At 39.3% G+C, this 24,537-nt stretch carries 27 protein-coding genes; 8 read left to right on the top strand and 19 right to left on the bottom strand.

Annotated elements, in window-relative coordinates:
- Positions 1 to 68 precede the first annotated feature (68 nt).
- From PL8927_RS09365 to gvpA, 6 genes are all read right to left on the bottom strand, one after another.
- Positions 69 to 425, bottom strand: a complete 357-nt coding sequence (locus tag PL8927_RS09365; RefSeq protein ID WP_083620246.1) for a gas vesicle protein — start codon at positions 423 to 425, stop codon at positions 69 to 71.
- Positions 422 to 1,618: a gas vesicle protein GvpN gene (gene gvpN / locus PL8927_RS09360; RefSeq protein ID WP_083620242.1), complete on the bottom strand. Its 1,197-nt coding sequence runs from the start codon at positions 1,616 to 1,618 to the stop codon at positions 422 to 424. The genes PL8927_RS09365 and gvpN overlap by 4 nt, the downstream gene beginning before the upstream one ends.
- Before the next feature lie 122 nt (positions 1,619 to 1,740).
- On the bottom strand, positions 1,741 to 2,760 hold the full coding sequence (gene gvpC / locus PL8927_RS09355; RefSeq protein ID WP_083620238.1) for a gas vesicle protein GvpC: 1,020 nt from the start codon (positions 2,758 to 2,760) through the stop codon (positions 1,741 to 1,743).
- A 34-nt stretch (positions 2,761 to 2,794) separates the two neighbouring features.
- Entirely contained in the window at positions 2,795 to 3,865 is a 1,071-nt protein-coding gene (locus tag PL8927_RS09350; protein WP_231505967.1) for an RNA-guided endonuclease InsQ/TnpB family protein, read from the bottom strand.
- A 10-nt stretch (positions 3,866 to 3,875) separates the two neighbouring features.
- Positions 3,876 to 4,451: an IS607 family transposase gene (locus tag PL8927_RS09345; protein WP_083620234.1), complete on the bottom strand. Its 576-nt coding sequence runs from the start codon at positions 4,449 to 4,451 to the stop codon at positions 3,876 to 3,878.
- A gap of 254 nt (positions 4,452 to 4,705) precedes the next feature.
- On the bottom strand, positions 4,706 to 4,924 hold the full coding sequence (gvpA, locus tag PL8927_RS09340) for a gas vesicle structural protein GvpA (RefSeq protein ID WP_083620231.1): 219 nt from the start codon (positions 4,922 to 4,924) through the stop codon (positions 4,706 to 4,708).
- A 262-nt stretch (positions 4,925 to 5,186) separates the two neighbouring features.
- On the opposite strand from gvpA, the gene PL8927_RS09335 reads away from it, so the two are divergent.
- Complete coding sequence (locus PL8927_RS09335; protein WP_083620226.1) at positions 5,187 to 5,969, top strand: response regulator transcription factor; 783 nt, start codon at positions 5,187 to 5,189, stop codon at positions 5,967 to 5,969.
- Positions 5,970 to 6,046: 77 nt separating this feature from the next.
- Here the strand turns inward: PL8927_RS09335 and PL8927_RS09330 are convergent, their stop codons facing one another.
- The 6 genes from PL8927_RS09330 to PL8927_RS09305 form a co-directional block, all read right to left on the bottom strand.
- Positions 6,047 to 6,463 (bottom strand): CAAD domain-containing protein, encoded by a 417-nt coding sequence (locus PL8927_RS09330; RefSeq protein WP_083620217.1) that lies wholly within the window; start codon positions 6,461 to 6,463, stop codon positions 6,047 to 6,049.
- A gap of 133 nt (positions 6,464 to 6,596) precedes the next feature.
- Positions 6,597 to 7,337, bottom strand: a complete 741-nt coding sequence (locus PL8927_RS09325; protein ID WP_197047380.1) for an energy-coupling factor ABC transporter ATP-binding protein — start codon at positions 7,335 to 7,337, stop codon at positions 6,597 to 6,599.
- A gap of 46 nt (positions 7,338 to 7,383) precedes the next feature.
- On the bottom strand, positions 7,384 to 8,151 hold the full coding sequence (gene cbiQ, locus PL8927_RS09320) for a cobalt ECF transporter T component CbiQ (protein ID WP_083620211.1): 768 nt from the start codon (positions 8,149 to 8,151) through the stop codon (positions 7,384 to 7,386).
- 21 nt (positions 8,152 to 8,172) lie between these two features.
- Positions 8,173 to 8,817: a cobalt transporter CbiM gene (gene cbiM, locus PL8927_RS09315; RefSeq protein ID WP_083620208.1), complete on the bottom strand. Its 645-nt coding sequence runs from the start codon at positions 8,815 to 8,817 to the stop codon at positions 8,173 to 8,175.
- A gap of 129 nt (positions 8,818 to 8,946) precedes the next feature.
- Positions 8,947 to 9,462 carry a carboxypeptidase-like regulatory domain-containing protein gene (locus PL8927_RS09310; protein ID WP_083620204.1) on the bottom strand — a complete coding sequence of 172 codons (516 nt, stop codon included), beginning with the start codon at positions 9,460 to 9,462 and terminating at the stop codon, positions 8,947 to 8,949.
- A gap of 76 nt (positions 9,463 to 9,538) precedes the next feature.
- Positions 9,539 to 10,420 carry a DUF4382 domain-containing protein gene (locus PL8927_RS09305; RefSeq protein WP_083620199.1) on the bottom strand — a complete coding sequence of 294 codons (882 nt, stop codon included), beginning with the start codon at positions 10,418 to 10,420 and terminating at the stop codon, positions 9,539 to 9,541.
- A gap of 198 nt (positions 10,421 to 10,618) precedes the next feature.
- On the opposite strand from PL8927_RS09305, the gene PL8927_RS09300 reads away from it, so the two are divergent.
- From PL8927_RS09300 to PL8927_RS09290, 3 genes are all read left to right on the top strand, one after another.
- A complete protein-coding gene (locus PL8927_RS09300; protein WP_083620195.1) occupies positions 10,619 to 11,053 on the top strand; it encodes a ferritin-like domain-containing protein in 435 nt (144 codons plus the stop codon).
- 83 nt (positions 11,054 to 11,136) lie between these two features.
- A complete protein-coding gene (locus PL8927_RS09295; protein WP_083620191.1) occupies positions 11,137 to 12,069 on the top strand; it encodes an FTR1 family iron permease in 933 nt (310 codons plus the stop codon).
- A 93-nt stretch (positions 12,070 to 12,162) separates the two neighbouring features.
- Positions 12,163 to 12,438, top strand: a complete 276-nt coding sequence (locus tag PL8927_RS09290) for a hypothetical protein (protein ID WP_083620186.1) — start codon at positions 12,163 to 12,165, stop codon at positions 12,436 to 12,438.
- A gap of 77 nt (positions 12,439 to 12,515) precedes the next feature.
- Here the strand turns inward: PL8927_RS09290 and PL8927_RS09285 are convergent, their stop codons facing one another.
- The gene (locus PL8927_RS09285) at positions 12,516 to 12,911 is read right to left on the bottom strand and encodes a DUF3119 family protein (RefSeq protein ID WP_083620182.1); all 396 of its coding nucleotides are present in this window, start codon (positions 12,909 to 12,911) and stop codon (positions 12,516 to 12,518) included.
- Between the two features lie 172 nt (positions 12,912 to 13,083).
- Entirely contained in the window at positions 13,084 to 13,875 is a 792-nt protein-coding gene (locus PL8927_RS09280) for an MlaE family lipid ABC transporter permease subunit (RefSeq protein WP_083620178.1), read from the bottom strand.
- A 246-nt stretch (positions 13,876 to 14,121) separates the two neighbouring features.
- On the opposite strand from PL8927_RS09280, the gene PL8927_RS09275 reads away from it, so the two are divergent.
- From PL8927_RS09275 to PL8927_RS09265, 3 genes are all read left to right on the top strand, one after another.
- Positions 14,122 to 14,409 (top strand): hypothetical protein, encoded by a 288-nt coding sequence (locus PL8927_RS09275; RefSeq protein ID WP_083620174.1) that lies wholly within the window; start codon positions 14,122 to 14,124, stop codon positions 14,407 to 14,409.
- 287 nt (positions 14,410 to 14,696) lie between these two features.
- Positions 14,697 to 16,334: an ELWxxDGT repeat protein gene (locus PL8927_RS09270; RefSeq protein ID WP_083620170.1), complete on the top strand. Its 1,638-nt coding sequence runs from the start codon at positions 14,697 to 14,699 to the stop codon at positions 16,332 to 16,334.
- Between the two features lie 64 nt (positions 16,335 to 16,398).
- Complete coding sequence (locus PL8927_RS09265; RefSeq protein WP_083620165.1) at positions 16,399 to 16,800, top strand: fasciclin domain-containing protein; 402 nt, start codon at positions 16,399 to 16,401, stop codon at positions 16,798 to 16,800.
- 198 nt (positions 16,801 to 16,998) lie between these two features.
- Here PL8927_RS09265 and PL8927_RS09260 read toward each other — a convergent pair whose 3' ends face one another.
- The 5 genes from PL8927_RS09260 to PL8927_RS09240 form a co-directional block, all read right to left on the bottom strand.
- Complete coding sequence (locus PL8927_RS09260) at positions 16,999 to 18,291, bottom strand: CO2 hydration protein (protein WP_083620161.1); 1,293 nt, start codon at positions 18,289 to 18,291, stop codon at positions 16,999 to 17,001.
- 123 nt (positions 18,292 to 18,414) lie between these two features.
- The gene (locus PL8927_RS09255; protein ID WP_083620157.1) at positions 18,415 to 19,908 is read right to left on the bottom strand and encodes an NADH-quinone oxidoreductase subunit M; all 1,494 of its coding nucleotides are present in this window, start codon (positions 19,906 to 19,908) and stop codon (positions 18,415 to 18,417) included.
- Positions 19,909 to 20,109: 201 nt separating this feature from the next.
- Positions 20,110 to 20,832, bottom strand: coding sequence for a carbonic anhydrase (locus PL8927_RS09250; RefSeq protein WP_083620152.1), 723 nt, complete (start codon positions 20,830 to 20,832; stop codon positions 20,110 to 20,112).
- An 88-nt stretch (positions 20,833 to 20,920) separates the two neighbouring features.
- A complete protein-coding gene (locus tag PL8927_RS09245) occupies positions 20,921 to 21,625 on the bottom strand; it encodes a carbonic anhydrase (protein WP_083620148.1) in 705 nt (234 codons plus the stop codon).
- A 53-nt stretch (positions 21,626 to 21,678) separates the two neighbouring features.
- Entirely contained in the window at positions 21,679 to 23,514 is a 1,836-nt protein-coding gene (locus PL8927_RS09240; RefSeq protein WP_083620143.1) for an NAD(P)H-quinone oxidoreductase subunit F, read from the bottom strand.
- Positions 23,515 to 23,890: 376 nt separating this feature from the next.
- On the opposite strand from PL8927_RS09240, the gene PL8927_RS09235 reads away from it, so the two are divergent.
- Entirely contained in the window at positions 23,891 to 24,529 is a 639-nt protein-coding gene (locus tag PL8927_RS09235; protein ID WP_083620923.1) for a glutathione S-transferase family protein, read from the top strand.
- Positions 24,530 to 24,537 lie beyond the last annotated feature (8 nt).

The raw sequence follows: 24,537 nt of genomic DNA, 5'->3' as shown, positions 1-24,537 counted from the left end.
GTTGTTATTTCGGTTTAATACCCTAATATCTGTCAAAAATACCACCAACAAATCGGGTATGTCAAGTTCTACTCCTCTGGTTGTTTTTGTGAAGTTAATGCTTTTAACGCTTTAACTTCCTCCTGTAATAATTTAACTTGTTCTAATAATTGTTGATTACTTTCGGTTAAAACTTTCGTTTGACTGCTTAAATAAGGGTCACTTTCCCACCAATTAATCCCAATTTCTCTAGCTTTATCCACCGAAGCAATTAACAGCCGAATTCTAATATTGAGGAGTTCCGTTGAACCAACAGAAATAGAAATATCCCCAGCGATAACAATACCTTTATCTAATACCCGTTCTAAAATATCGGCTAAACTCGATCCTTGAGTCGATGTGGGAACACCGCGTTGCAGATTTGAGGGACGTTGCTGTGAGTTCATGGCTGAATTAATTCTCCTTCTTTTTGCACAGCAAAGAAACGGTTATCCTGCTGTTTGAGATAACCTTGTTTTAACAGAGTGCGTAACACATTGGTTGTTTGGACTCGATTTAATCCTAACGCAACTTCAATTTCCGAAACCCTTGCTCCTGTAGATTGTTGTAAATATTGATAAACTTGTTCCTCAATTCCTAAGTCGTTTTTTTCCGTTAATAACGTTTCCGAGGATAGCAAAGCACTATTAGCAGAAAAGTCGCCATTAGTGAATACGGTTTTGATCACTTGTTCTAATTTTTTTTGTGCTTCCATTGAGGATAAGGCAGTACGAGATAATAATATATCTGCACAAACTTCGATAAAATCTTGACTATCTGCCTCAATAGCAATTTCATGTTCATGGCAGATTTTGGCAATAATTAATCCGGGTCTTAAACCCGATGATTTATCAATATGGGGACGGGGAGATTTTCCATTTTGAACAGGTTTAATTTCTTTTTTATGGGTGGTTATTTCTAAATAAATTTTGACTAATTTAATAATTTTTTGAGCATCCTCTGTAGAAATGCCGATTTTCTGGACTAAAATTTCTTGCTGGGTTTCGTCATCGGGTTCTGGCATATCAATGGTAATTAACCGATCTAATAACGCATCTTGAGTACCATAAACCCCACAATATTCTTCCGGGTTGGAGGTAAAAATGGCTCTAAAATGAGGGTTAACCCGAATATATTCTGAGCGACTATTATTAGGAGGTAAGACTAATAATTTTTCTTCTAAAGCCGAAAGTAAAACGTTATTAACTTCGGGACGAGAACGGTTAAACTCATCATAAACCAGGGTAAACCCTTCTTTACACGCTAAGGTTAGACGAGAATCAATCCAATTTTGGCGTAATTCGTCTTCTAATTTAACCACACTATGAATAAAGTTATCAACAACTTTTTTGCGAGTATAGCCGAGTTGGTTGCCAATTAAATCAGAAGACTTGAGTTCGTCATCCCCAAAAATTAAGACAATAGGACGATTTAATAAATCCGCTAAGTGCATGGCGAAAGTCGTTTTTCCGGTTCCGGCTGGCCCCCGTAAATGCAGAGAAAAGCCACTTTGAAGATACCTCAACGCTCGAATGGTAAGTTGTTCAATTGCTGGAGTATTGACAAAGCCTTTAGGACGAGCTTGAAGCACAGTAGTCATATTTTTAATACAATTAACAGCTTAAATGCTGCCGAGTTCAGACGTGATCGGCAGGCTTAATAAAATGTTATCGCAGGGAACAGGGAATAGAAACTAGCAAGGGTGAGGAAACCTCGCTCCTACTATTTTTTAGAGGAAATATAAACGCGATCGCGTTGAGAAATACGTCCCTGTTGTAATAATACCCGAATCGCATCGACGGTCTGCACCCGATTAATTCCTAGAGCTTGTTCTATTTCCGCTAACCGAGCGCCGTTTTGATGGCTTTGGATATAGTTGTAAACCTGTTGATCGGGAGTCACAGGTTCAAGCTGAAAGGCGGGAATAGTGGGTTGGGGTTGCACCGAACGGGGTGCAGCTTGGGGTTTAGAGGTGAGCTTGGTTTTTAAAGGAGGTTTTGAAGATGGCGCAGATTTGCGAGTAGCGATGGGTTTTTTCCCAGGAATAGACCGCTGGGGGGTGAGAACTAGGCGAGGTTCCCGACGGGAATTTCCCCAAACACTTTGTTGCAGTTTCTGGTGATAGTTTTGCAGTTCTGAGCGAAATTCTCCCAGATCTACAAATAACGCCTTCACACTTTCTTGTCTATCTGTCCGACTCTGTTGCAGTTGTTGCTGTAACCCTTGCGCCATTTGCTGGTGCAGGCTGTCTAACTCCCCCAAATACCGTTGTACCTCCTGGGATAGGGTTTGACGAAACACAGCTAAGTCCTCAAGTAAGGGTTCTCTGGCTTCAAGTCGCTGTTGCTGATAGTCTGCTAACAGGTCGGTGACGGTGTTTCCCAGGTCTTCCCGAAATTGGGATAACCGTTGATGCAGGTGACTTGCTATTTCAGAACGTTCCTGAGTGGTGTGTTGCAGAAACTCCGCCACCTCTTGGGATAACTGCTGAATAAAGTCTTGGAGTTGCTGCTGAATTTCTTCAGCGACTAACAAACGTTCTTCTCGATGGTTTGTTAACAACTCTTGGGTTTGTTGTTGCAAATTCGTGACAAACTCTTGTCGAACTGCTTGATCGTCTAAGGCTTGATTTTGGCGCTCCTGTTGCCACAGTTCGAGTGTTGTTTGAACGTGCTGTTGACGTTCTTGAACCGTCTGTTGGCGCCCGATCCGTTCTTGTTGCCAGTTGTCTTTTAAAGCCATAATTTCCAAACCGATACTTTTTTGCTAACATTTGCTAACAAACACATAAGTTAAGATACTCTCTCAACCAAGGCGTATCAACCAATGCACGAAGGAAGATCCCTCGCGCACCATTTAGATCTCTGTCCATTTTTAACTGGGTGGAGTTTGACTTAATCGTTTTTGCTCCACCTAAATTATTGATAATTTCACCTGTCCATGACACCGTTTTAGAAGTATAGGCTTCGTTACAATCAATCACAACTTTATGGTTTTCCCAAGCCTTCCACTTCAGAAATTGCTTAAACTCATAATGGCTTAGAGTCAGCATTTGCCTGACAGATTTGTTTCTAAGTTTACGTCTGGACTTAGAAACCATCTGTGATGTTTCAAACGTGGGAAGTAAAATTACATCAAAGTTTTCCACTAAAAATCTAGCTGTTTTATGATGTAATTCCTTGACGAAGTTCTGGATTTTACAACGAAGTCTACTCGCTGCTTTTTTGAGATTTCTTTTCTGTTTACACTTGGCTTTTGATAATTGGGAAACTAATTTGTCTAACTGGAAACATAATTTCTGAATCTGCAAGTTAGAGTCTTGACCTAGCCAGCCAAAAGATGTTTCAGAAAAAAATGTCATGAATGTACGAACACCAGGATCTAAGGCAACAACTCTCCCTTGATTCTCGGAATTTAGTTGTTGTACTTTTGTGGAGATGGTCAAGTAATACTCGCCATAAATTAACGTTAATCGACCATCGCTAAAATTGTCGGGAAGTAATTCTTTAAATTTACACCCTCCTAATATACTGTGGTAAATTCCACAATCTTTAATCGCTGATTTAGGGATGTAAATTGATTGCTTTACATCTTTACGACTGCGAAATTTGCATTGACGAATCTTACCATCTGCCTTAAACCCTTTTTTAGCGGCTTTGACAGCTAAACAAGCATCTTTGATGGCTATTGATTTAATTTGATAAGGGACAGGTTTAGCCCATTCAGGTAATCCCTTTAAGATTCCTGTTTTAATCGCCATCCAGTTCGCTTTTGTGTCAGGTTGCTGCAAATATTTAAGGGTTTCGTTGTAGACAAATCTACTAACTCCGAACCATTGTTTGAGCAATCCTTTTTGTTCAGGGTTTAGGTAGATTCGGATCTTCTTTGATTTTTTGGCTGTAACTTCTGAGTCCGTGCATCCGACCAGAAAAGACGTGAAGGATGGAGAGAAGATCCCCTGTGAGTTCGGCTTCTGGACAATGTACAGAGTTTTCGAGAACCATGATGCTTCCACCGTTTTGTTCTGCCATAAACTCGAATAGTTCAAATCCGAATCGACATAATCTGTCTCGACAGGCAACAACAATTGTGAGCTGATCACCTCGCATAAGTCTGACCAGTAACCCTTGCAATCCTTTTCTTTTGAAATTAAGTCCTGAACCGATATCTCGGACAATTTCTGCGTCTGGATAAATGGATTGCATATAGGCGACTTGTCTGTCGAGATCATCTTGTTGTTTTGTTGAACTGACTCGGCAGTAGCAAACAGTGGTAGCGACCACTGTATCCCGGACATAGGATTCAACATCGTAGAGCCTTTGCCCTGCTGGGTTTTTGATGCTTTTGATCTTGCCTTCATCGGCGTATTTTCTCAACGTATTGGGATGCAGACCCAGAAATTCGACCGCTTTCCTGAGTGGTATGTATGCCATGGCTTAAACTATAGCATACATGAGCGTCTGTTAACAAAACTTACACTGTTGAATAACCCTCGTGTCGCTGGGTTGTGTAGTATTGGGCATTGGGTATGGGACGAATGATCCCGTTAATTCAACTTACACCCTGACTCGCTCAACCGTATAAAACGTTACCCTAGCCAACAATGACCAGCTAAAGGAGTCTTTGATGACTTTAGCAGATCACTGTGCTTTTTTTGGCTCCATACCCGTTGCCGATTTCGTCAATCTTAAACCGCAGGAACAGCCGCTTGTGCGGTTAAACCAACGGCTTCTGCATATTTCAGATAGGTTTCTACAGAGGCGATCACGATTCTCGCTTCTATCGCTATAAGTTCGATCCCAACCAGGGAAACACGCACCCAAGCGTCAATGACAATACCTTTATCTAAGATCCGATCAATCACTTCAGCCAGACTGGAGGATGAGTTCACTTTTTCAACAGCCATGAGTCTATTGCTCCTTTTTGGTTTAAAGAACTGGGTATATCCTGATACAGCCCTTTACGATCATCATACCCTGAAGAGGGACAGTTTTGAGTCCTGTTTGTTACTTCTTTTTACAATTGCTGATATGGGGGTGGCCTTTTGTTCATCAAACTTTACATTTTCCAAAATGTTCTAACAAAAGTTTAAAATTTTTTACTATTCTATTATGGAACCCAATTCACTTACACTGTGAAGACCGTAGCCCAAATTACTAGAGTAAATGATGCCCCGGATATTAGTCATAGATGATGACCCTGCGATCGCGGAACTGGTAGCCATCAACCTAGAAATGGCTGGTTACGAAGTTAGCCAAGCAGAAGATGGCATAAAAGGACAAGCTCTGGCAATGCAATTGTTGCCCGACTTGATTATATTGGATTTGATGTTACCCAAAGTCGATGGGTTTACCGTCTGCCAACGTCTGCGTCGGGATGAACGCACCGCAGATATTCCCGTCCTGATGTTAACCGCTTTGGGACAAACCCAAAACAAAGTCGAAGGGTTTAATGCGGGTGCGGATGATTATCTAACCAAACCGTTTGAATTAGAAGAAATGTTGGCACGGGTGAGAGCACTGTTGCGACGAACTGATCGCATTCCGCAAGCGGCTAAACATAGTGAAATCCTGAGCTACGGTTCTCTAACATTAGTTCCTGAGCGGTTTGAGGCGATTTGGTTTGAGAAGACCGTCAAGTTAACCCATTTGGAATTTGAACTCTTACACTGCTTGCTACAACGTCATGGTCAAACCGTTGCTCCCAGTGAAATTTTAAAAGAAGTTTGGGGTTATGACCCCAATGACGATATCGAAACGATCCGAGTTCATATTCGTCATCTCCGCACCAAGATGGAACCTGATCCTCGTCATCCTCGATATATTAAAACGGTCTATGGTGCAGGGTATTGTCTGGAACTTCCGGGGAATGGAAAAGGCAAACTAGATGACCCCGCCATCCCTACAGAGTCTTCTGTTGATGGAAATGGAACCAAGGGGAAGAAGAAATAGGGAGCAGGGGGAGCAGGGGTAAATCATTAACTCCTGTCTCCTGTCTCCTGTCTCCTGTCTCCTTCCTATATCTAAAGTTAGTCTCCAGTGATTTGTTCTTTGTAGGAATTAAATTCTTGAACTAATTCTTGACGGGTTGAAGCTTTTAGTAAGTAGCGGTAAACAAACCAAGCAGTATATCCCATGCCAATTAATTCAAAGGTGGGAGCTAAAAGAGGGACATCATTGAGAGCATCAATGACCGCAAATAATACCTTGAGGGTGACAATAGTAGCTAAAATCAGAACAACGGTAATAATCGGTTTTTGGTAGGAGCCAAAAAAACTAGAGATATAACCCGGAAGTTCCGATAAAACCACCACAACTTTTTCTTTAATTTCATCAAACTGGGCATTGGCTGGAGTGGAGGTAATTGCACCGCCAGTTTCCACAGTCACGTCTATTTTTGCTCCGCTAGACGTGGATGTGTCCGTGATCTTCGTGGGTTCTTGCATTTTTCGTCTCCTTGTTTAAAAAAATGTGCAGTACCAATCGATTTTAAGCGAGAGAGAACAGGTTTTTGTCAGAATTAGACGATTTGGGACTCAATTTTCAGCCAATTGACAGACGGGGACTGTTTCAGAACGCTTAATAATCTAACGGTAAACCACACTGTTCTAGGGTATAGCGATCTTGCAACAATTCTTCAGTGGGTTGATCAACCTGAATAGTTCCCTGTTTGAGAATCATAGCCCGTTGGGTGACTTGGGAAATCCATTGTAAATCGTGGGAGGCAATTAACATGACTTCAACGGGAAGTTGGGATAAAATTTGTGCCAGTTCCCGACGCCACCAGGGATCAAGGCCATTGGTAGGTTCATCCAAAATTAAAATAGCAGGTTCTAAAGCTAAAACCGCCGCTAAAGCCGCCAGTCGTTTTTGTCCCCCCGATAATTCATAAACGGAGCGGTTTACACAGTCAGCCAGCCCAAAATCGGCTAACAGACGAGAGGCTTGCGCCAAGGCTTGCTCAGGGTCAACGCCATAATTGCCAGGGCCAAACATCACATCTTCTAAAATAGTAGGCATAAACAGTTGATCATCAGGATCTTGAAAACAAAATCCCACCCGTCGCCGGACTTCGGGTAAAGTAGTCAGTTGAACAGGAATTCCTTGAATCCAAATTTGGCCGGAATTCGGTTGTTTTAACCCAATTAAATTTTCCATTAAGGTACTTTTTCCGGTTCCCGTTTGTCCCAATAAGGCAATTCGTTCTCCGGCGGTTAAAGAAAAGGAAATCCCTTGCAAAATTGGATCTTGCTGTAGATAACCAAAGACTAAATCTTGAACGACAACGGCAGGAATAGGAGGTTTAGGATCTCCTACCACAGAAATAGAGGAGTTTAAATAAGAATAACTCAAGGTTATATATCCACTAAAGGAACAGTTCCAATCCAATTAAGCTAGAGGCTATTAGTAAGGTGAGCAATAGGGCGATCGCACTATAACCATCTAGGGTAACTTTTTTTTGAGTTCGAGGTTGAGTTGGGGTTCCATATCCTCGTAATTGCATGGCTTTGTAAACTTGTTGGGATTGTTGATAACTTCTGATTAACAAACTTCCCGTTAAAGCGGCATAAATTTGTAAATTCCTCCAACTTAAATTCCGAGGTTGAAACCCTCGCAATTGGGTTGCCCGTTGCATTTTTTGGAATTGATGTCCTAATTCAAATAAATAACGATAGGAAATTAACATGATATCCGTTATTATCGGAGATAAACCGAGCGATCGCAATCCTTTTATTAAGGTTAAAAAAGAACTGGTTCCCAATAAGACTAATCCTAACGTAAAAATCGCTAAAAATCGACTTACAATTAACAAAAGGGCTAGGCAACCTTCCTGCCTAATGGTAATAATCCCTCCCTGCCAAATAATTGTATTTCCTGACAAAAACGGTAATAATCCCACCACCCCTACTAAGAAAAAACCCGGATAAGTTAACCGACGCAGGAGAAATTCTAGGGGAAGTTGGGACAGGGAATAAAATAAAACGGTAATCGTTAAAATGACTGGGACTAACCGCAAATCCTCCACTGAAGCAAAGGCAAACATTAAGGCTAATAGCCCAATAATTTTGGTGCGGACATCCCATCGATGCACCGGGGAATTAAAATTGGCATAGTCATCAAAACTAAAATTCATGGAGATAACCACAGAAAGAGATCAATTAATTAAGATTTCGGGTTTAACTCGCTGTAAAAAATTCACTACCATTGTTGTAAAAATCCCCTCAATAAAAATCAACGGGACATGAGCTAACATTAATCCATAAATCGCTACTTTTTCAGTTTCCTGATCCCAAGCTGAGGGTAAATGAGTAATCACAATACTAAAAAATAAAAGAGCCGATAAACCGACCCCCACAGTACCCGATAAAAATCCAAACAAATTTAAGGATAAATTTTCACTCAGTTTCAGCTTGATTTTGTTGCGGATATGAAAAATAAAACCCGCAATTAAAGCTGGAATTCCCATAATTATTGCATTAATTCCGAGGGTTGTTAATCCCCCATGTCCAAACATCACCGCCTGAAATAATAAACCCACAAAAATAGCAGGAAACGCATACCAACCTAATACCGCTCCTAACAGTCCATTTAAGACAAAATGCACACTTGCAGGGGGGATAGGAAGATGAATTCCCGACGCCACAAAAAAAGCGGCTGTCAGTAAAGCAGCTTGCGGAATTCCCTCACTGGGATTAGATTGTCGATTGAGTTGTCGGAGGGAATACCACAGGGTTAAACTGGTGATTGCATAGCCACTAATTAGAATTTTAGCGGGAAGAATTCCTTCGGAAATGTGCATAAAATCTCCCTCGATAAATATAGTGATATTCCATTTTATTCTGACCTCTATTTCAGAATATTTAAACCGATAATAAAATTCTACAGATTAGGATTGAATTTTCCTCTATCTAAAGAATTAATTCGGCTCTTAACGTTGGGATTTAGCGTTAACTATATCTCTCCCTGGTTCTGAGGATAAAGGGGATGCTTTTGTTCGCTGGAAGAATAAAGCAGTACCAATACAACCCCAAATTACAGAAGCAATCATTACGCCTTTTTGTAGAGGACTAAACTCGGCGTTATTTTGAGTTAAAGGGGTAGATTTTGAAGAAATAGAATTGTTAGATTCAATCGGAATAGTGATTAATGCTCCATGACCCGCTTGACGTACTTTTACTTCCCAATATCCTGTTTTTGTGGTATCCGGTGTAAAGGTAAAATTGCCTTGTGCATCGGTTATTCCTTCTTTCCAAGGTTGGGTAGGATTATCGGGGGCATAAATCGTGACCTGGGCATTTTTTAGGGGAAATCCTGAATCATATTCAGCTTGAATTTCAATGGCTGAAGTGATTTTATATTCTGCTTTTGCACCATGAGCGATCGCTCGTTCTTGTCCCGTCAAAATCGGAAACAAGAGGATGACAAAAATCCATTTATATTTCATCTATTAGATCTCCTAAATTAAGCTGCTAGACATCTAAATTTCATCCCCAAAAATCCCCCACACCTGAAAATAGATTTTACTGATTTAAAGTTAATCCTTGACAATGACCTTCCCCAACATGACCAATATTGGATAAAATCACCATTAATTTTTGATAATCCGCATCGGATAACTTCTGTTTAAGTGTCGGTAAATCCGCCGATAATTCTCCCTGATCAGCAATTGCTGCTAAGGGTTCAAAACCCAAAGCCGTTGTATTCAGTTCCTCCGTTGCTGCGATTTTGCCATCTCCAAATAAATGATCAAAATGGAAGGTTGCTTCTAAATCGGCTTTTCCTCCGGGTGGCAAAACTCCCTTGCGTTCTTCTCCGACATAATCTCCACATAAAAACTGCATTTCTTGATCAAATTTAAGGATAAAAGGAACTTGTTGATCCCCTTTTTTTGCCACCCCTTCTAATACCATAACTTGACCTGCTAATATTCCTTCTGTTCCCTTGTTCAGATTCCACGAAATTGCGTTATACTTGCCAGGAGGAGCCGGAACTTCATTAACGATAATAGCCTGAGCATTTTCATCCCCTTCTGCTAAATCAACGGTTTTCTTATCCACTAAACTAATATTAGTTTTAGCCATCGGTTTTCCTCCGGCTTCCGCATTATAGGGGGGATCAGATTGATAGGCTATTGCTTCACCAAAGTTGAGATAAACATGATCAAAATTGATCTCCCACCCATCTTTAGAAACCAATCCTTTTCGCACAAAATCTTCTCCATTAGCCCGAAATTGCATTGATCCAACTTCCCCGATTGTGGTTTGATTTGGAGTGATTGGAGTTGTTTGGGGAGGTTCCGGTGTGGACGTTTGAACGGTTGGAGTCTGAGGTTGAGAACAGCCGATTAGGGTAGCTACCATGAACCCCATTAGACAACTGCGCTGAATTTGTTGTTTTTTCATCTAAATTGGCTCAATATAATCCTTTATTCTATAGGAAACAGGTTTTTTCTGCCATTGGCAATACCCCCCTAGGGCATTAAAATCTGAATTAAGTCTTAAGAATTAATTCCCAAGATAGAGAACAATTTTAATTTTTTCTTCCCAAGGGAAGAAACTCTTGTCATAATAAGTAAAGTATTTTCAGGTTAAAGACAAACCATGAGAGAGCTCGATCAAGGGAAAGCCATAGAATTGCTCAACACGATTATGGAGTTTGAATTAGCTGGAGTTGTGCGTTATACCCATTATTCGTTAATGGTAACAGGGTCGAATCGTTTGCCCATTGTACAATTTTTCAAAGCTCAAGCCACAGAATCTTTACTTCATGCCCAACAAGCGGGAGAAATTCTTACCGGTTTAGAAGGACATCCGAGTCAAAAAATTGCCCCGATTGAGGAAAGTTATCAACATTCCGTTAAGGATATTTTACAGGAAAGTTTGGCTCATGAGCGCAAAGCTTTAGAATTGTATAAAGATTTGCTGGGAGTTGTAGAAAATGCGAGTATTTATTTGGAAGAATATACTCGTACCATGATTGGTCAGGAAGAGTTGCATAATATTGAAATCAAAAAAATGTTGCGAGATTTCAGTTAAGTAGAGAACCTCCAGATTTATAGGCGGGAAAATTCAATCCTATAAATCTGGAGAATTATTAACTTATTTTGAAGCAAATGATCATGAATTTGACGGAAGCATTACCTACATTTTTCATTACTTTAAGAGAAGGCTTTGAAGCTACTTTAGTTGTAGGAATTGTTCTAGCTTGTTTAAAAAAAGCTGAACAAAGTTATCTCAATTCTTGGGTATTTTATGGGGTGATAGGGGGGATCATTGCCAGTACCTTTTTCGGAATATTATTTGGCTGGTTAATTCAAGGAATTGCTACTTCTGAACATCCTTATGCTCCAATTTTTGGGGAATTTTTAGAAGCGGGAATTGGAATATTTGCGATCGCCATGTTAAGTTGGATGTTAATTTGGATGACCCAACAAGCTAAATCCTTAAAATCGGAAGTCGAAGGAGCCGTTAAAGCTGCCATTGCTCAAAATAAAACCGCCGCAGGTTGGGGAATTTTTGGATTGATTTTTATTGCGGTTTTACGCGAAGGTCTGGAAACTGTTATTTTTATATTAGCTACATTTGAACAGGGAATTATGCCTGCTATTGGGGCAATTTTAGGCTTGTTTGTAGCCGCAGGATTGGGAATATTACTCTTTAAATGGGGTGTAAAAATTAATATTCGGTTGTTTTTTCAAGTCATGGGCGTTTTTCTATTATTAATCGTGGCGGGATTAGTGGTTTCAGTTCTTAAACATTTAGATGCAGGAGTCGGAATATTAGCCCAAATTAATCCTGAATATGCGGGATTATGTTTAACTCAACCTGCGTCTTGTTTATTAGGAAATTTGGTCTTAAATGCTCAGGGATTTTTACCCGATAAACAATTTCCGGGGATCGTTTTAAAAGCATTATTTGGCTATCGAGATCAATTATATTTTGTGCAGGTGGTCAGTTACTTTCTATTTTTAATAACCGTTGGAGGGCTTTATTTACAAGAGGTGAATGGAAAAGCGATCGCACCCCAAAAAATAGAAAAAACCGTTTCTTGATAGAATCCTATTGGAGATTAGGCAATGTGATCACTTTTTTGAACTCAAGGGTATAATAATAGTAGTCCTCAATTTAAGAACAAAGAGTAAGTTATGCTAAAGTTTGTGCTTGCAGCTTTAGTGGCTTTAGAAATCGTGTTGCTGAGTTCCTGGGTTCTTCCTCCTGCTAATGCCACATCCCCGAATTCAGAAGTGTATATTTGGGATTATGCTTCTGTCGGGAGTAGCCAACTCGTGTGTAAAAAAGTGGTTTTCCATCTTGAAAATCGCCCTCTCCCTCCCGGTGTTGAAGTTCAACCTGCAAGGATTGATTCTCGGATTGTTAAGGATGCGGATTGTCATCATTTAACAAAACCTATCTCCAAATAAAATAGTCAAGGAAAGGAAGTTGAAAACATCCTAAAATCAGGAAATCTTCAATTTTCTTTCCTTTCGGGGTTTAATTGTTAATTCTGTTTCAAATGACCACAATATTGTTTTAAACAAGTTTGTAACAGTTGAGCATCAAAAATAATCGGGACAAAGTGAATACTTTTGACTTCTCGAAAATAGAATAAAATCGGTACAGGAGTCCAAAAAATTTCCCAGTTTATCCAATCTTGATAGGGAAACCGACGCAGCAGTTTACCCGAACGATAGACATCTAAATCCGTTGGGGTAAATTGTAGACGAATGAGGGCGGTTTGGATAAAAAGAAAGAGGGCAAAAATTGCGATCGCTAAACTCACCCATCTTTGAATTAAAAATAGGGGAAAAGCAGTAATCAGCAACACGATCGGAATAATATAATTGGGTGGTAACTCAATAATATTAGACGTTTGGGTGGTGGGTGTTGTGGTCATGGGTTATGCCTAATTTGGAAAACTTTAAATTAATATTACCAAACTTATAGCAGGAAAAAGGAAATTGGGGTTTGTATAGCAATCAATATTCTTTTACATTGCTGATTCCCGATTACTCCTAGATAACTCTGATTCTGGGCGGGAGAACCCCGCCCCTACAAGGATAACTGAATTAACCAATAACAGCACTTCCCATACCTTGAAACATAATCCAAGATAGGAAAAAATCGAGGATAAAAATCGATAATAAAGCGGTAACAACGGCCGTTGTTGTTGATTGACCTACGCCTTTTGCACCCCCTGTTGTGGTTAATCCCCAACTGGTACCAATAATCGCAATAGTCGCCCCAAATACTAACCCTTTAACTAAGCCACTACAGACATCCCAAACTTGGATAAAATTTCGTACCGAATCTAAAAAAGCCGTTGGAGAAATATTGTACATACTGGTAGCAATTAATAATCCTCCTCCTAATCCTGTAATTAAACAAATAATCGTTAAAATCGGTAACATCGAACAACAAGCAATCACACGGGGAATGACTAAATAATCTACCGGGTCTGTTTTCAACATATAGAGGGCGTCAATTTGTTCCGTGACCCGCATCGTGCCAATTTCTGCCGCAAAAGCTGAACAAACCCGACCCGCAACAATCACGGCCGTTAACACCGGACTGAGTTCACGGGCCAAAGACAGGGCCAGAACTCCCCCAACAATATTGACAGCGCCCAAGGCGACGAATTCTCGCGCCACTTGAATGGTAAACACCATCCCCACAAAACTAGCGGTCAGAAGGGCAATCATTAAGGATTCAGGGCCAACAGTGACCATTTGTTCCAAAGTGTTACGACGGTGAATTTTACCCTGAAGTAAATGCACCACCACTTGTCCGGCCAATAACAGGGCGGCTATAAATCGCTGTAGCCAAAGTCCAAAGCTGGAACGAGTCTTAGAATTGCTCAAGGGAATAACAACTGTATAAAGTACAACCCATTACTAGAAATATACAAATCTTCAACAAGATTTATAAAGCAGAAAGTTTAATTTTTTTGACTTTATATTTAAGATTTCTCACAGATTAGATTAAAACGAGCGATCGCTCTTATCTTAGAAATTAGCAAGTTAGATTTCGCGTGATACCCCATCCAACTTCGGTAAACGGAACTAGCATCCAAATAAAAGATAGGAAATCCTTCTAGGGATAGATTTATGAGTATTTTACCTCATTTCATTCTTTCTTTGTTTCTGGCGATTACATTTAGTTTCATCGCTCCCTTATTATTGATCGCTATGGGATTAATTATGTTTGCCCTCATGAGTCACCTGCCTTTAATCCAAAACTTAGGGGAGTTTGGCTGTAACCAAATGCTCAAATTTCTCTCCACCTTTGGCGATGGACATCCGTTGCAAGGCTGTTTAGTCATTGCCCTAACCTTTAGTTTAGTGGGTGGGTTATTTGATACCTATGCTTGTTGTCAAAACTTCCGAAGCAATTAAAAATTACAATGATTAATATTTAATCATAAAATCAGGCTGAAAAGATTAAAAAACGAATTCAATTCGTATATTAACAATAGTTTATAAATAAATATATATCTAAATAATTTGTTGAAGAAATGATTAAGAAAAGAAAAGTCCCCTTTTTATAGAATTAAACTGTTAGAGTAGATATACTTAATGGCAACACGGAAAGGTTCATCTGCTTGGAAAGTCTCTTAGAAAGTCATATTTTTACCTAACCGTTTCACAAAATAACTTAGAACTCTAAAAAGGAGCATAATTGTATGTCAACGGTTCAAGATTTAACCATCATTTCCCCATGGAAAGCCGAACTCGTTAAAGATATTTTTCCGGCATCGTTTGACCTTTCTGCGGATAATTTAACAAATTTCAACAATACCCTATATTTTCAAGCCGATCAAACTGAATCTTATCGTTATTATGCCTATTCAGCCAAGGAACAGTTGTGGAAAAGTGATGGCACAGAAGCGGGTACTAATTTAGTTAAAGATCAAGGTTCATCATACTACAATACTTCTTCCCTGGATGTCAACAATAATACCCTCTATTTTGAAGTTTTGAATCAAGATCCTAACACAATGACCTCCAGCTTGCAGTTGTGGAAAACTGATGGCACAGACACAGGAGTTCAGTTAGTTAAAGACTTGGGAAGTTCCTTAGATATTAATAGTTTTATCCCCATTGAAAATAACCTTTATTTTACAGTAGGCTCATCTTATGACGCGACTGAGTTATGGAAAACCGATGGTACAGAAACTGGAACAGTCTTAGTTAAAGATTTCGACAATGTTATATCTAATGTCAGAGAAATTAACAACAGTTTGTATTTAGATGTTAATAAATACAATTATGGAGCCTCTACCTCTACGGCTCAGTTGTGGAAAACCGATAGTACAAATACAGGAGTTGAGTTAATTAAAGAATTTGATAATTTTATATTTGATTATGCTTATCAAGACAACACAGCCATTGTCAATAATACCTTATACTTTGAAGTTCGGAGTCAATACTTCGCGGATTCATCATTTTCTCAACTCTGGAAAAGTGATGGTACTGATACAGGAACAACTTTGGTAAAAGATTTTGGAAGCCTCAAAAATCTCAATGAATTTTGGGAAAAACTTAACAATAATTTTTACTTCTCTGTGTTGGTTACAGACTCGGAAGAACCCTATACAACAACCCATGAATTATGGAAAAGTGATGGCACAGATGCCGGGACAGTATTAGTTCAAGGCTTTGGTAATTATTACTTTGATTACTTAACAACAGTTAACAATACTCTGTATTTTACAACTAATAGCTATGACTCTCTGACCAATACATACAACAAGCAGTTGTGGGAAATAGATGGAGCTAATGGCAATGTTAGTGTACTCAAAGATTTAGGAGAATATTCGATCTCGCAATGGGAAGCTCTTGACAATAACTTATATTTTCAACTTTCCAAATATGATTCGAGTACCTATATCTCAACGACTCAATTATGGAAGACTGACGGTACAGATATCGGGACAACACTCATTAAAGATTTTCCTAACTCCAGTTTCATGAATGAGGACGAATTAGGAGTAATCAATAATACCCTTTATTTTCAATCAACTGATCCAACTTATGGCACAGAATTATGGATGAGTGATGGTACAGAAACAGGTACAATGATGGTAGCAGATATTAATCCCGGAAAAGGAAGTTCTAGTCCTTCCCTTCCGGTTGATGTCAATGGTACACTTTATCTACTCGCTAATGATGGTATACATGGGAATGAATTATGGAAATTAACCTCGACCCAATTAGGAAGTGATGTTAGGAGTTTAGCGATGAGTAATCTCAAGTCAATGTCTAACTTCAGCCACACTTACCAATTACCAACTTTTTCTAATCCTAGCAATGGGTTCTAATCCGGTTCAAAATTCGTTTACTATTTTTAGAATAACTCTTTTTTAATTAGGTTGAATTTGTTCAATGGCAGATATTGTTGATATTGCTGTAGGCGCAGGTTCATTTACAACCTTAGTGGCTGCTGTTCAAGCCGCAGGTTTAGTGGAAGCCTTGAAAAGTCCTGGCCCATTTACCGTTTTTGCGCCCCATGATGATGCGTTTGCTAAACTTCCCCCTGGAACTGTACAAACGTTAGTTCAAAATCCACCGCAGTTAGCCCGAATTTTAAAATTTCACGTCGTTTCGGGTAAACTGACAAAAGCCGATTTAGAAAAAATGGATTCTGTAACCTCTTTAGAAGGTTCACCCATTCCCATTAACTGTTCCGATGGTTTTGAAGTCAAAAATGCAACGGTTCTCGCCCCGGATATTGAAGCGGATAATGGCATAATTCATGTTATTGATACCGTAATTTTAATGGGTTAATTTTGTGTCCTAATTAGGAAATTAATAACCCGTAGGGGTGGGGTTTTCCCACCCATCCTAAAAGATATCAACTTATTCTTAGTGTCTTAGTGCCTTTGTGGTTCCTTCAACAATCCCCCATACCTTATTATAAAGCGAGGGTGTAGAAAAGTTAATGTAATAAACATTAAACAACTCATCCTACACCCTACATTCTAATTAACGATAATCAGAGCGTTGAATATCTCTTAATCGTGCTTCAGGACGTTTAAACCGATCTAATTGAGCTTCAAAAAATTGACGATTTGCGATCAAATGTTTAGGATTTTGATCATCTAAAGGATACAGTAAAGCCGTGCGTAACGCTTGAATGACCGCAGAAGTTACACAATACATTGAGCGTTGGAAACTATTCGCTAACTGAATCAACATATCATCCTCACCTCGACAATATTGTTGGTAATATTCCACTAAATAGGGAGGTAAGAAATGTAACATATCTTGCATTAATAATGTTGGGGGAATTCCCGCAGTCCCAACGGGGAAAATATCAGCATAAAGAATGCCATAATGGAATTCTTTTTGATCATCAGGAACTTGCTTTGCTTGAGCATTATAGGATTTTGTTCCTCGGAAGGGAGAAGTGCGATAAAACACCGCTTCAACGTAAGGTAATGCCGCCTCATATAACCACATAAACCCTTTAGATTTGGGGATAATTTCATAACATTCCCCATCAATATAAACGTGATGATAAATCGGACGACCTGCGATCGCAAAAATCCCATTAACCAGAAAATTCATCGCTTCAGGAACACTAGCAATTTTGCCTTCATCATAGAGATCACTCATTTCAAAAAACACTGGAGCCATGACTTCCCAAAACAGTCCTAAATTGCTATAATAGGACATCATTCTTACCTGTTCTATGAATAAATCTGGGAATAGTTTATATAATCCCATCATCATCGGATTTTTCTTAAAATAAGCTTTAATCGCTCGATCTGCATTAGCTTTATATTCATCCGTATCTAAATAAGGATCAAATAATCCTCCCATATCTCGATGCCAAAACATCGCCTGCATACAAGCTTCTGCAAATTCCATATTAACCCGATCATGCCATAAATGATGCAATAATTTAGGCATTTTTTTCGTTTCACCCTTTTCTATAAAGGCTAATAATTCCGGGTGTGCAGTTGCTTCTCCTCGCCATATTCTTAAATCAGCATCATCTCCCGCATAATGATTATGCAGGTCTAAATATTCTTGAGGAATGAAGTATTTTAAAAAGGGTAAAGGATTTAAAAATACCTGTTCAGCAATGTACAGTAAATCCCGCCAATAGAAATCCATCGGTACAGCATAAGCTTTATAAATCCCGATAATTTGCATTAGGTTTTCTGGGGTATCGGGTAACATTGCACCCCCCGCTTCTAAGCGGTGAATAATCTCGGAAAATTCATGGGTTGAGGGGGGTAATTTTGTTTGAGATAAAGTTGCAGTTGTCATGATTTTTTCCTGGTTTTAATTGTTGTTAAAGTGGGGAACTAGAAACCGGGTTTCTCAAGACAAATCCTGAATTTCATCTGAAAATTTAAGCTAGAAACCCGGTTTCTTGGATATTTTAGGGGTTTATTGTTTAATTGCAATTTGGGTAGGAACAGGGTTATTTAAGGCAATAACCATCGATTTTGCAGTGGGCTCCATCCATTGAAATAACCAAGTCGGTTGTATACCGAGAATGAAAATTAATGCGGCTAAAATTAAGGCGGGAGCTTGTTCTGACAAAGTGACTTTTGGATAATAAGCCAAGCTATTATCGAGTTTACCAAAACAGGTACGGTTGAGGAGAATTACAAAATAAACGGCTGTTAAACCGGATGCAATAATACACAATAAACTTTGAATGGGGAAGACTGAAAATGTACCTTGGAAGACAGGAAACTCTGCAACAAATCCGACTAAACCGGGAATACCAGCACTCGCCATTCCTGCCATAATTAATAAGGCGCTAGTGAGGGGTAAACCGCGAACGGGGTTCATTAAACCATTGAGAATATTTAAGTCACGGGTTCCAACTTTTTCTTCCACAACGCCGACTAATTGAAATAGAATGGCAAGGATTAAACCGTGAGCAATCATTTGAGCAATTGCCCCAATTAAACTCAGTTCATTAGCTGCTGCTGCTGCAACTAAAATATAGCCCATGTGACCAATAGAACTATAAGCTACCATGCGTTTAATATCCTGTTGAGCAATGGCAGTTAAGGCTCCATATAACACACTAATTACGCCAATTGTTGCCAGTCCAGGGCTAACAATATGCCAAGCTTCAGGAAACAGTTGTAAACCAAACCGAATTAAACCATAGGCTCCTAATTTCGCTAGAATTCCTCCTAATAAAATCGTCACGGGGGGAGAAGATTCAACATAGGCATCGGGCAACCAAGTATGCAAGGGAACTAAGGGAATTTTGATGCCAAATCCTAACAGTAAAACCGTGAGTAAAATTAACTGAGTATTTAACCCAAAGTTTTGGGTTTGAATGGCAGAATAATCAAAACTTCCGGCTTCACTGAGCCAAGCCATGCCTAAAAATCCGGCTAAAATCAGAATCCCTGAAAGGGCAGTATAAATCAGAAACTTCATCCCCGCATAGGCGCGTTTTTCACTGCCCCAAATACTAATTAAAAGATATACGGGAATCAGTTCGAGTTCATAAAATAGAACGAAAAGCAGTAAATTCTCGGATAAAAAGGCTCCAGCTATGCCTGCATTGACTAACAAAATCATGGAGTAATAAAAACGAGGGCGGTGAATATTTCCATGACTGCTGGCAATGGCAATTAAGGTTAATAAACCACTTAATCCAATTAAGGGAAAGGATAAACCGTCTATGCCTAAACTGTAAGATAATCCTAATTGCGGAATCCAATTCAAATATTCTTGTAGCTGAAAATTTGGATTGGTTAAATCAAAATCAAAGGCAAGTTTTACTGTCCAAACTAAAATGATACTGGTAATAACTAAGGCAATGGAACGAACTTGCTGGGTTGAAAATTGTTTAGGCAATAGTCCTATTAACAAAACTCCCAAAATTGGGATAATAATTAAAGCACTCAACATAAGCTTAGGGGATTAAAATCAGGGATATTTAAGTCAAGCCAAGGCTGGGTTTTAAATTCAGATTCCAAACTTTATTGATCATAACTTACCAAATTTAAAAACAGTGGAATTATGAGTTTTAAAGTTTGGATAATAGCAATAGAAATGATTTATCAGAATCCGAGCTATTCTGGGAATATCATTTCTATTGCCAGAATAGGTTTAGGCAATCAGTTTGACTTCTCCGGTCTCTAATTCATAGAAACCACCGACAACTTTTAATTTTTCATCGGCAATTAATTGAGAAATAACCGGAGAAGAATTTAACCGTTTTAGTTCTAGTTTGACATTAGCAATCACTGCTTCTTCCCAAGTGGGTTTACCTTTGATGGCAGGTTTAATGGCATCAATAATACTGCCAATTTGACCGGGAACCGCATTTCCTTCCAGGGTCGCTTTAATGGCTCCACATTTTTCATGACCTAGAATCATAATTGTTTTAATTCCTAATTCTAAAACTCCAAATTCTAAGCTTCCCATTTCTTCAGGAGTAACAACATTTCCCGCATTACGAACTACAAAAATATCGCCTAAACCTTGATCAAAAATAATCTCGGTTGGTACTCTGGAGTCAGCACACCCTAAAATAGCGGCAAAAGGTTTTTGACCTGCGGTAACTTCTTTCATCCGTTGCCGATTTTGGTTAGGATGTTTCTGTTTATTTTCCATAAACCGTTGATTTCCTAACATTAAGGTTTCTAATGCTTTTTCTGGGGTGATTTCTGGGGGTTCACAACTGGAAGTTTCTCCGAGAGTTTTCTTTTTTTCTCGGTCTAAAACTTTTGTTGTAATTCCAGCCGTTAATAAGGCTGTTCCCACAATGCAAACTCCATATTGTAATAAATGTCTGCGGGTATAATTGGGTGTATTGTAGTCTGGGGTCATGTTGTCCTTCCTAGCTGATGGAATATCACAAAAAAGCAAGCTTATCTCTGATTCAATTGAATTAATTATAAACTTGCTTTAAGCAGCTTTAAGCAACCACTTTTACCCGTCCCGTATCTAAGTCATAGTAACCCCCGGCTATTTTTAATTTACCGTCTTTGATTAATTGGGAAATAACGGGAGAAGCTTGTAAACGAGTCATTCCTAATTTTACATTAGAAATGATGCTTTCTTCTAAGGTTTGATTGGGCTTAATAGCAGGTTTAATTGCGTCTAAAATACTGCCAATTTGACCGGGGACGGCATTACCATCAATGGTGGCTTGCACGGCTCCACAATTTTTATGCCCAATTACCATTAGGACTTTTGCTCCTAACACTAACGTTCCAAATTCCAAGCTTCCAATTTCTTCAGGAGTAGCAATATTTCCCGCATTTCTAACCACGAATAAATCTCCGAAACCTTGATCAAAAATAATCTCCGAAGGAACCCGTGAATCTGCACAACTGAGAATAGCTGCAAAGGGGGTTTGTCCTTGAGCAACTTCTTGAATTCGTCCCATAGTTTGATTCGGAGTTTTGCGTTTATTTTCGATAAACCGCTTGTTTCCTTCTAACAGTTGGTTTAAGGCTTCATTAGGGGTAATATTATTCTGAGCAATCGCAGGTTTAGTGTTTAACCAATCAACTTTTGTTCCTAAACCGACGGTTAAAGCGGCAGTTCCCGCAGCCACAGCCCCAAATTTTAATAAATTCCGACGAGAGACGTTGAGATTGTTTTGAATTCCGCTCATAATTTCCTCACACTTAATTCAAGGTTTAAACAGCCAGCAAAAGACTGCTATTTTTAAAACAGATTTAGGGAAAAGAACCCTAATAATAAAGTGACTCCGACAATAATCGTCAGGGCATAAAATTGGGTTTGACCGGAAACATTATATTTCAAACTTTGCCCACTAAAAACCGTTACAAGTCCCACTAAATTTACAAAGCCATCCACGATATAGCGGTCAACCCAATACATGATATTAGAGATGAGTCCTACTACAAAAATAATCGTGACTCGATACAATTTTGCCGTGTAAAAATCGTAAGCAAAAAAGTCTTGTAATTCTTGGGAGGGAAGTTTAACCGGTTTTAGCCAATTGCTATTGAGATAAATTAATCCACTCAATCCACATCCGGCCAGAGTTGAAACTGTTAATAATCCAGCAACGGTGAGATTAATTTGTTGCCCTTGGGGTAACAAATCCCACTGTTTTAATAATAAAGGAATATGCAAACAAAATCCCGCTAAAATTGTCATCGGTAATACCATCGCCCATAACACTTCCGGGGAACGGGTGGTCATTTGTTTGGGTTTTCCGGCAAAAATCAATCCAAATTCACGAGTTAAACTAAAAGCTGTTAAACCATTGACTAAAAACAAGCAAAATCCAATGGCGGGTTGAGTATTCCAGAGGGTTTCTGCTAACTCTAATATTGTCCAAAATCCTCCAAAGGGAGGAACTGCAATTAACGCAGCCATTCCTACTAAAAAACACAATCCCGAAATCGGACGTCGTGACCATAACCCGCCATATTGGGTTAAATCTTGGGTGACATTATTACTAATAATTCCTCCAGTGGTCATGACTAATAAAGCCATGGGAAAAGCATAAGTTAATAACAAAGATAAAGCCGCTTGGGTTTGTCCCGTTCCTACTGCTATAAAGGTGATACCCATATAGGCACTCACCGAATAGGAAAGGGCGCGTTTAATATCAATTTGAGCAATAGCAATACAACTCGCTCCCACTGATGTTGCTAACCCAATAAATACCGCAGTTGACATCACAAAAGGAGATAAAGCAATAACGGGCTCCATTTTGACTAACACCCAAGCCCCACAAGCAACGACAACAGAATTGCGTAAAATCGTACTAGGAAGGGGGCCTTCCATTGCTTCATCTAACCATAAATGCAGGGGAAATTGGGCACATTTTCCCAGTGGCCCTGCTAATAATGCTAACCCTAATAAGGTGGCAACTTTGGGGTCAACTTGGGCGGTTTGTGACCATTGAGCTAATTCTGTAAAATCCCAAGTTCCGGCGAGAGGAAATAGGGCAACTACTCCCATTAATAGGAATAAATCTCCAACCCGTTTGGTTAAAAAAGCATCTCTCGCCCCGGTGACAACTAAGGGTTGATTAAACCACAAACCTACTAATAAATAGGTTCCCAAGGTGAGAATTTCCAGAATAATGTAACTGTAGAATAGGGAGTTACACAGCACTAATCCACATAACCCCGCTTCAAATAAAGCTAAAAGGGAATAGAATCGTGCCCATCCCCAGTCCATTTCCATGTAACCGACGGCGTAAATTTGGGCTAATAAATTTAACCCGGTAATGACTAAGGTGGCGCCAACGGTGATAACGGAGATTTCTAGGGGTATGGATAAATTGAGGTCAACGATACTAAACCAAGGAATAATCAACCGTTGGGGAGGATGGCCCCAAATTTCCGTGAGGGCGAATAACCCATGCAAAAAGGCGAATAAGGTGGTGATGATATTGACGTATCCGGCGGGACGGGGGCCAGTGCGTCGAATAATAGACGGAAACCAGAGGGCGGATAACAAAGCTCCGATTAATGGGTAGCACGGTATCCACCAAATGGTCTTGAGAAAAAAATCAGCCATTGGTGTGACCTATTGATCAGTTTGTAGAAAGATTCCAACGGAGTAAAACCTTACTCCTGGGACTTTGTAGCTTTTTGAAGTCTCAGGGACTTCGGTAAACTACATAGATTTTTTACTGTTGAATATAAATATACCATAGATATTTGTATATGGATAGTCCTCAAAGTATATCAATATAAGATATATTTCTCATTATAAATATAGGTAAAACTTATAAATTAGTCTCAACGCCTAGCAACTATTTTTATTGGGAAGCTAGAATTCAAGAGTCAGGTTAATAGGAAATGAGTCAAGAAATAATACAAAATAGGAGCTTTTGTTCGGGGTATATTAGAATATTTTTTGTATTTTGGTGGATAAAAAACCCAGAAAAAAAATGAAGTTATATTACATTCCGACAACAAGAGCCGTGCGTCCCCGTTGGATATTAGAAGAGATCGGAATATCCTATGAATTAGTGTATGTGACGATGGCAATGACTCAGGAACCAGGGTATGAAAAATTGCACCCACACCGAAAAGTTCCTGTCTTAGTGGATGGCGATATCATCATGTTTGAATCCGCCGCCATTTGTGCCTATTTAGCCGATAAGTTTCCTGAAAAAGAATTAGCACCCAGTCCAATGTCTCCGGCTCGTAGTTATTACTATCAATGGCTATTTTATGCTTCTTTAACTTTAGAAGCACCCGTTGAACAATTTATGTTTAATGTTTTACCCAATTTACCTGAAAAACTTCTACCTCAAAAAGAAAAAACAAAAGTTTCGGCTGAAGAAGCCTTAGTTTGGTTTAATAAAGTTACCCAACCTCTCAACGAATTATTGAGAACTCAAACCTATCTGGTTGATAATCGTTTCAGTGCTGCGGATGTGGTGACAGGTGGTGTATTAATATGGGCATTACGATTAGGAATGCTCCCAGAAGATTGTCCAGTTAAGGATTATGTACAGCAGCTAATGGAACGTCCTGCCTTGAAAAAAGCGGATGAAGATTTTTATTCAAAAAAATTGACTTAGGAATTAAT

Source organism: Planktothrix serta PCC 8927, assembly GCF_900010725.2.
GTDB lineage: Bacteria > Cyanobacteriota > Cyanobacteriia > Cyanobacteriales > Microcoleaceae > Planktothrix > Planktothrix serta.
The sequence above is the reverse complement of the archived record's forward strand: the minus strand, read 5'-3'. Positions and strand labels throughout refer to the sequence as shown.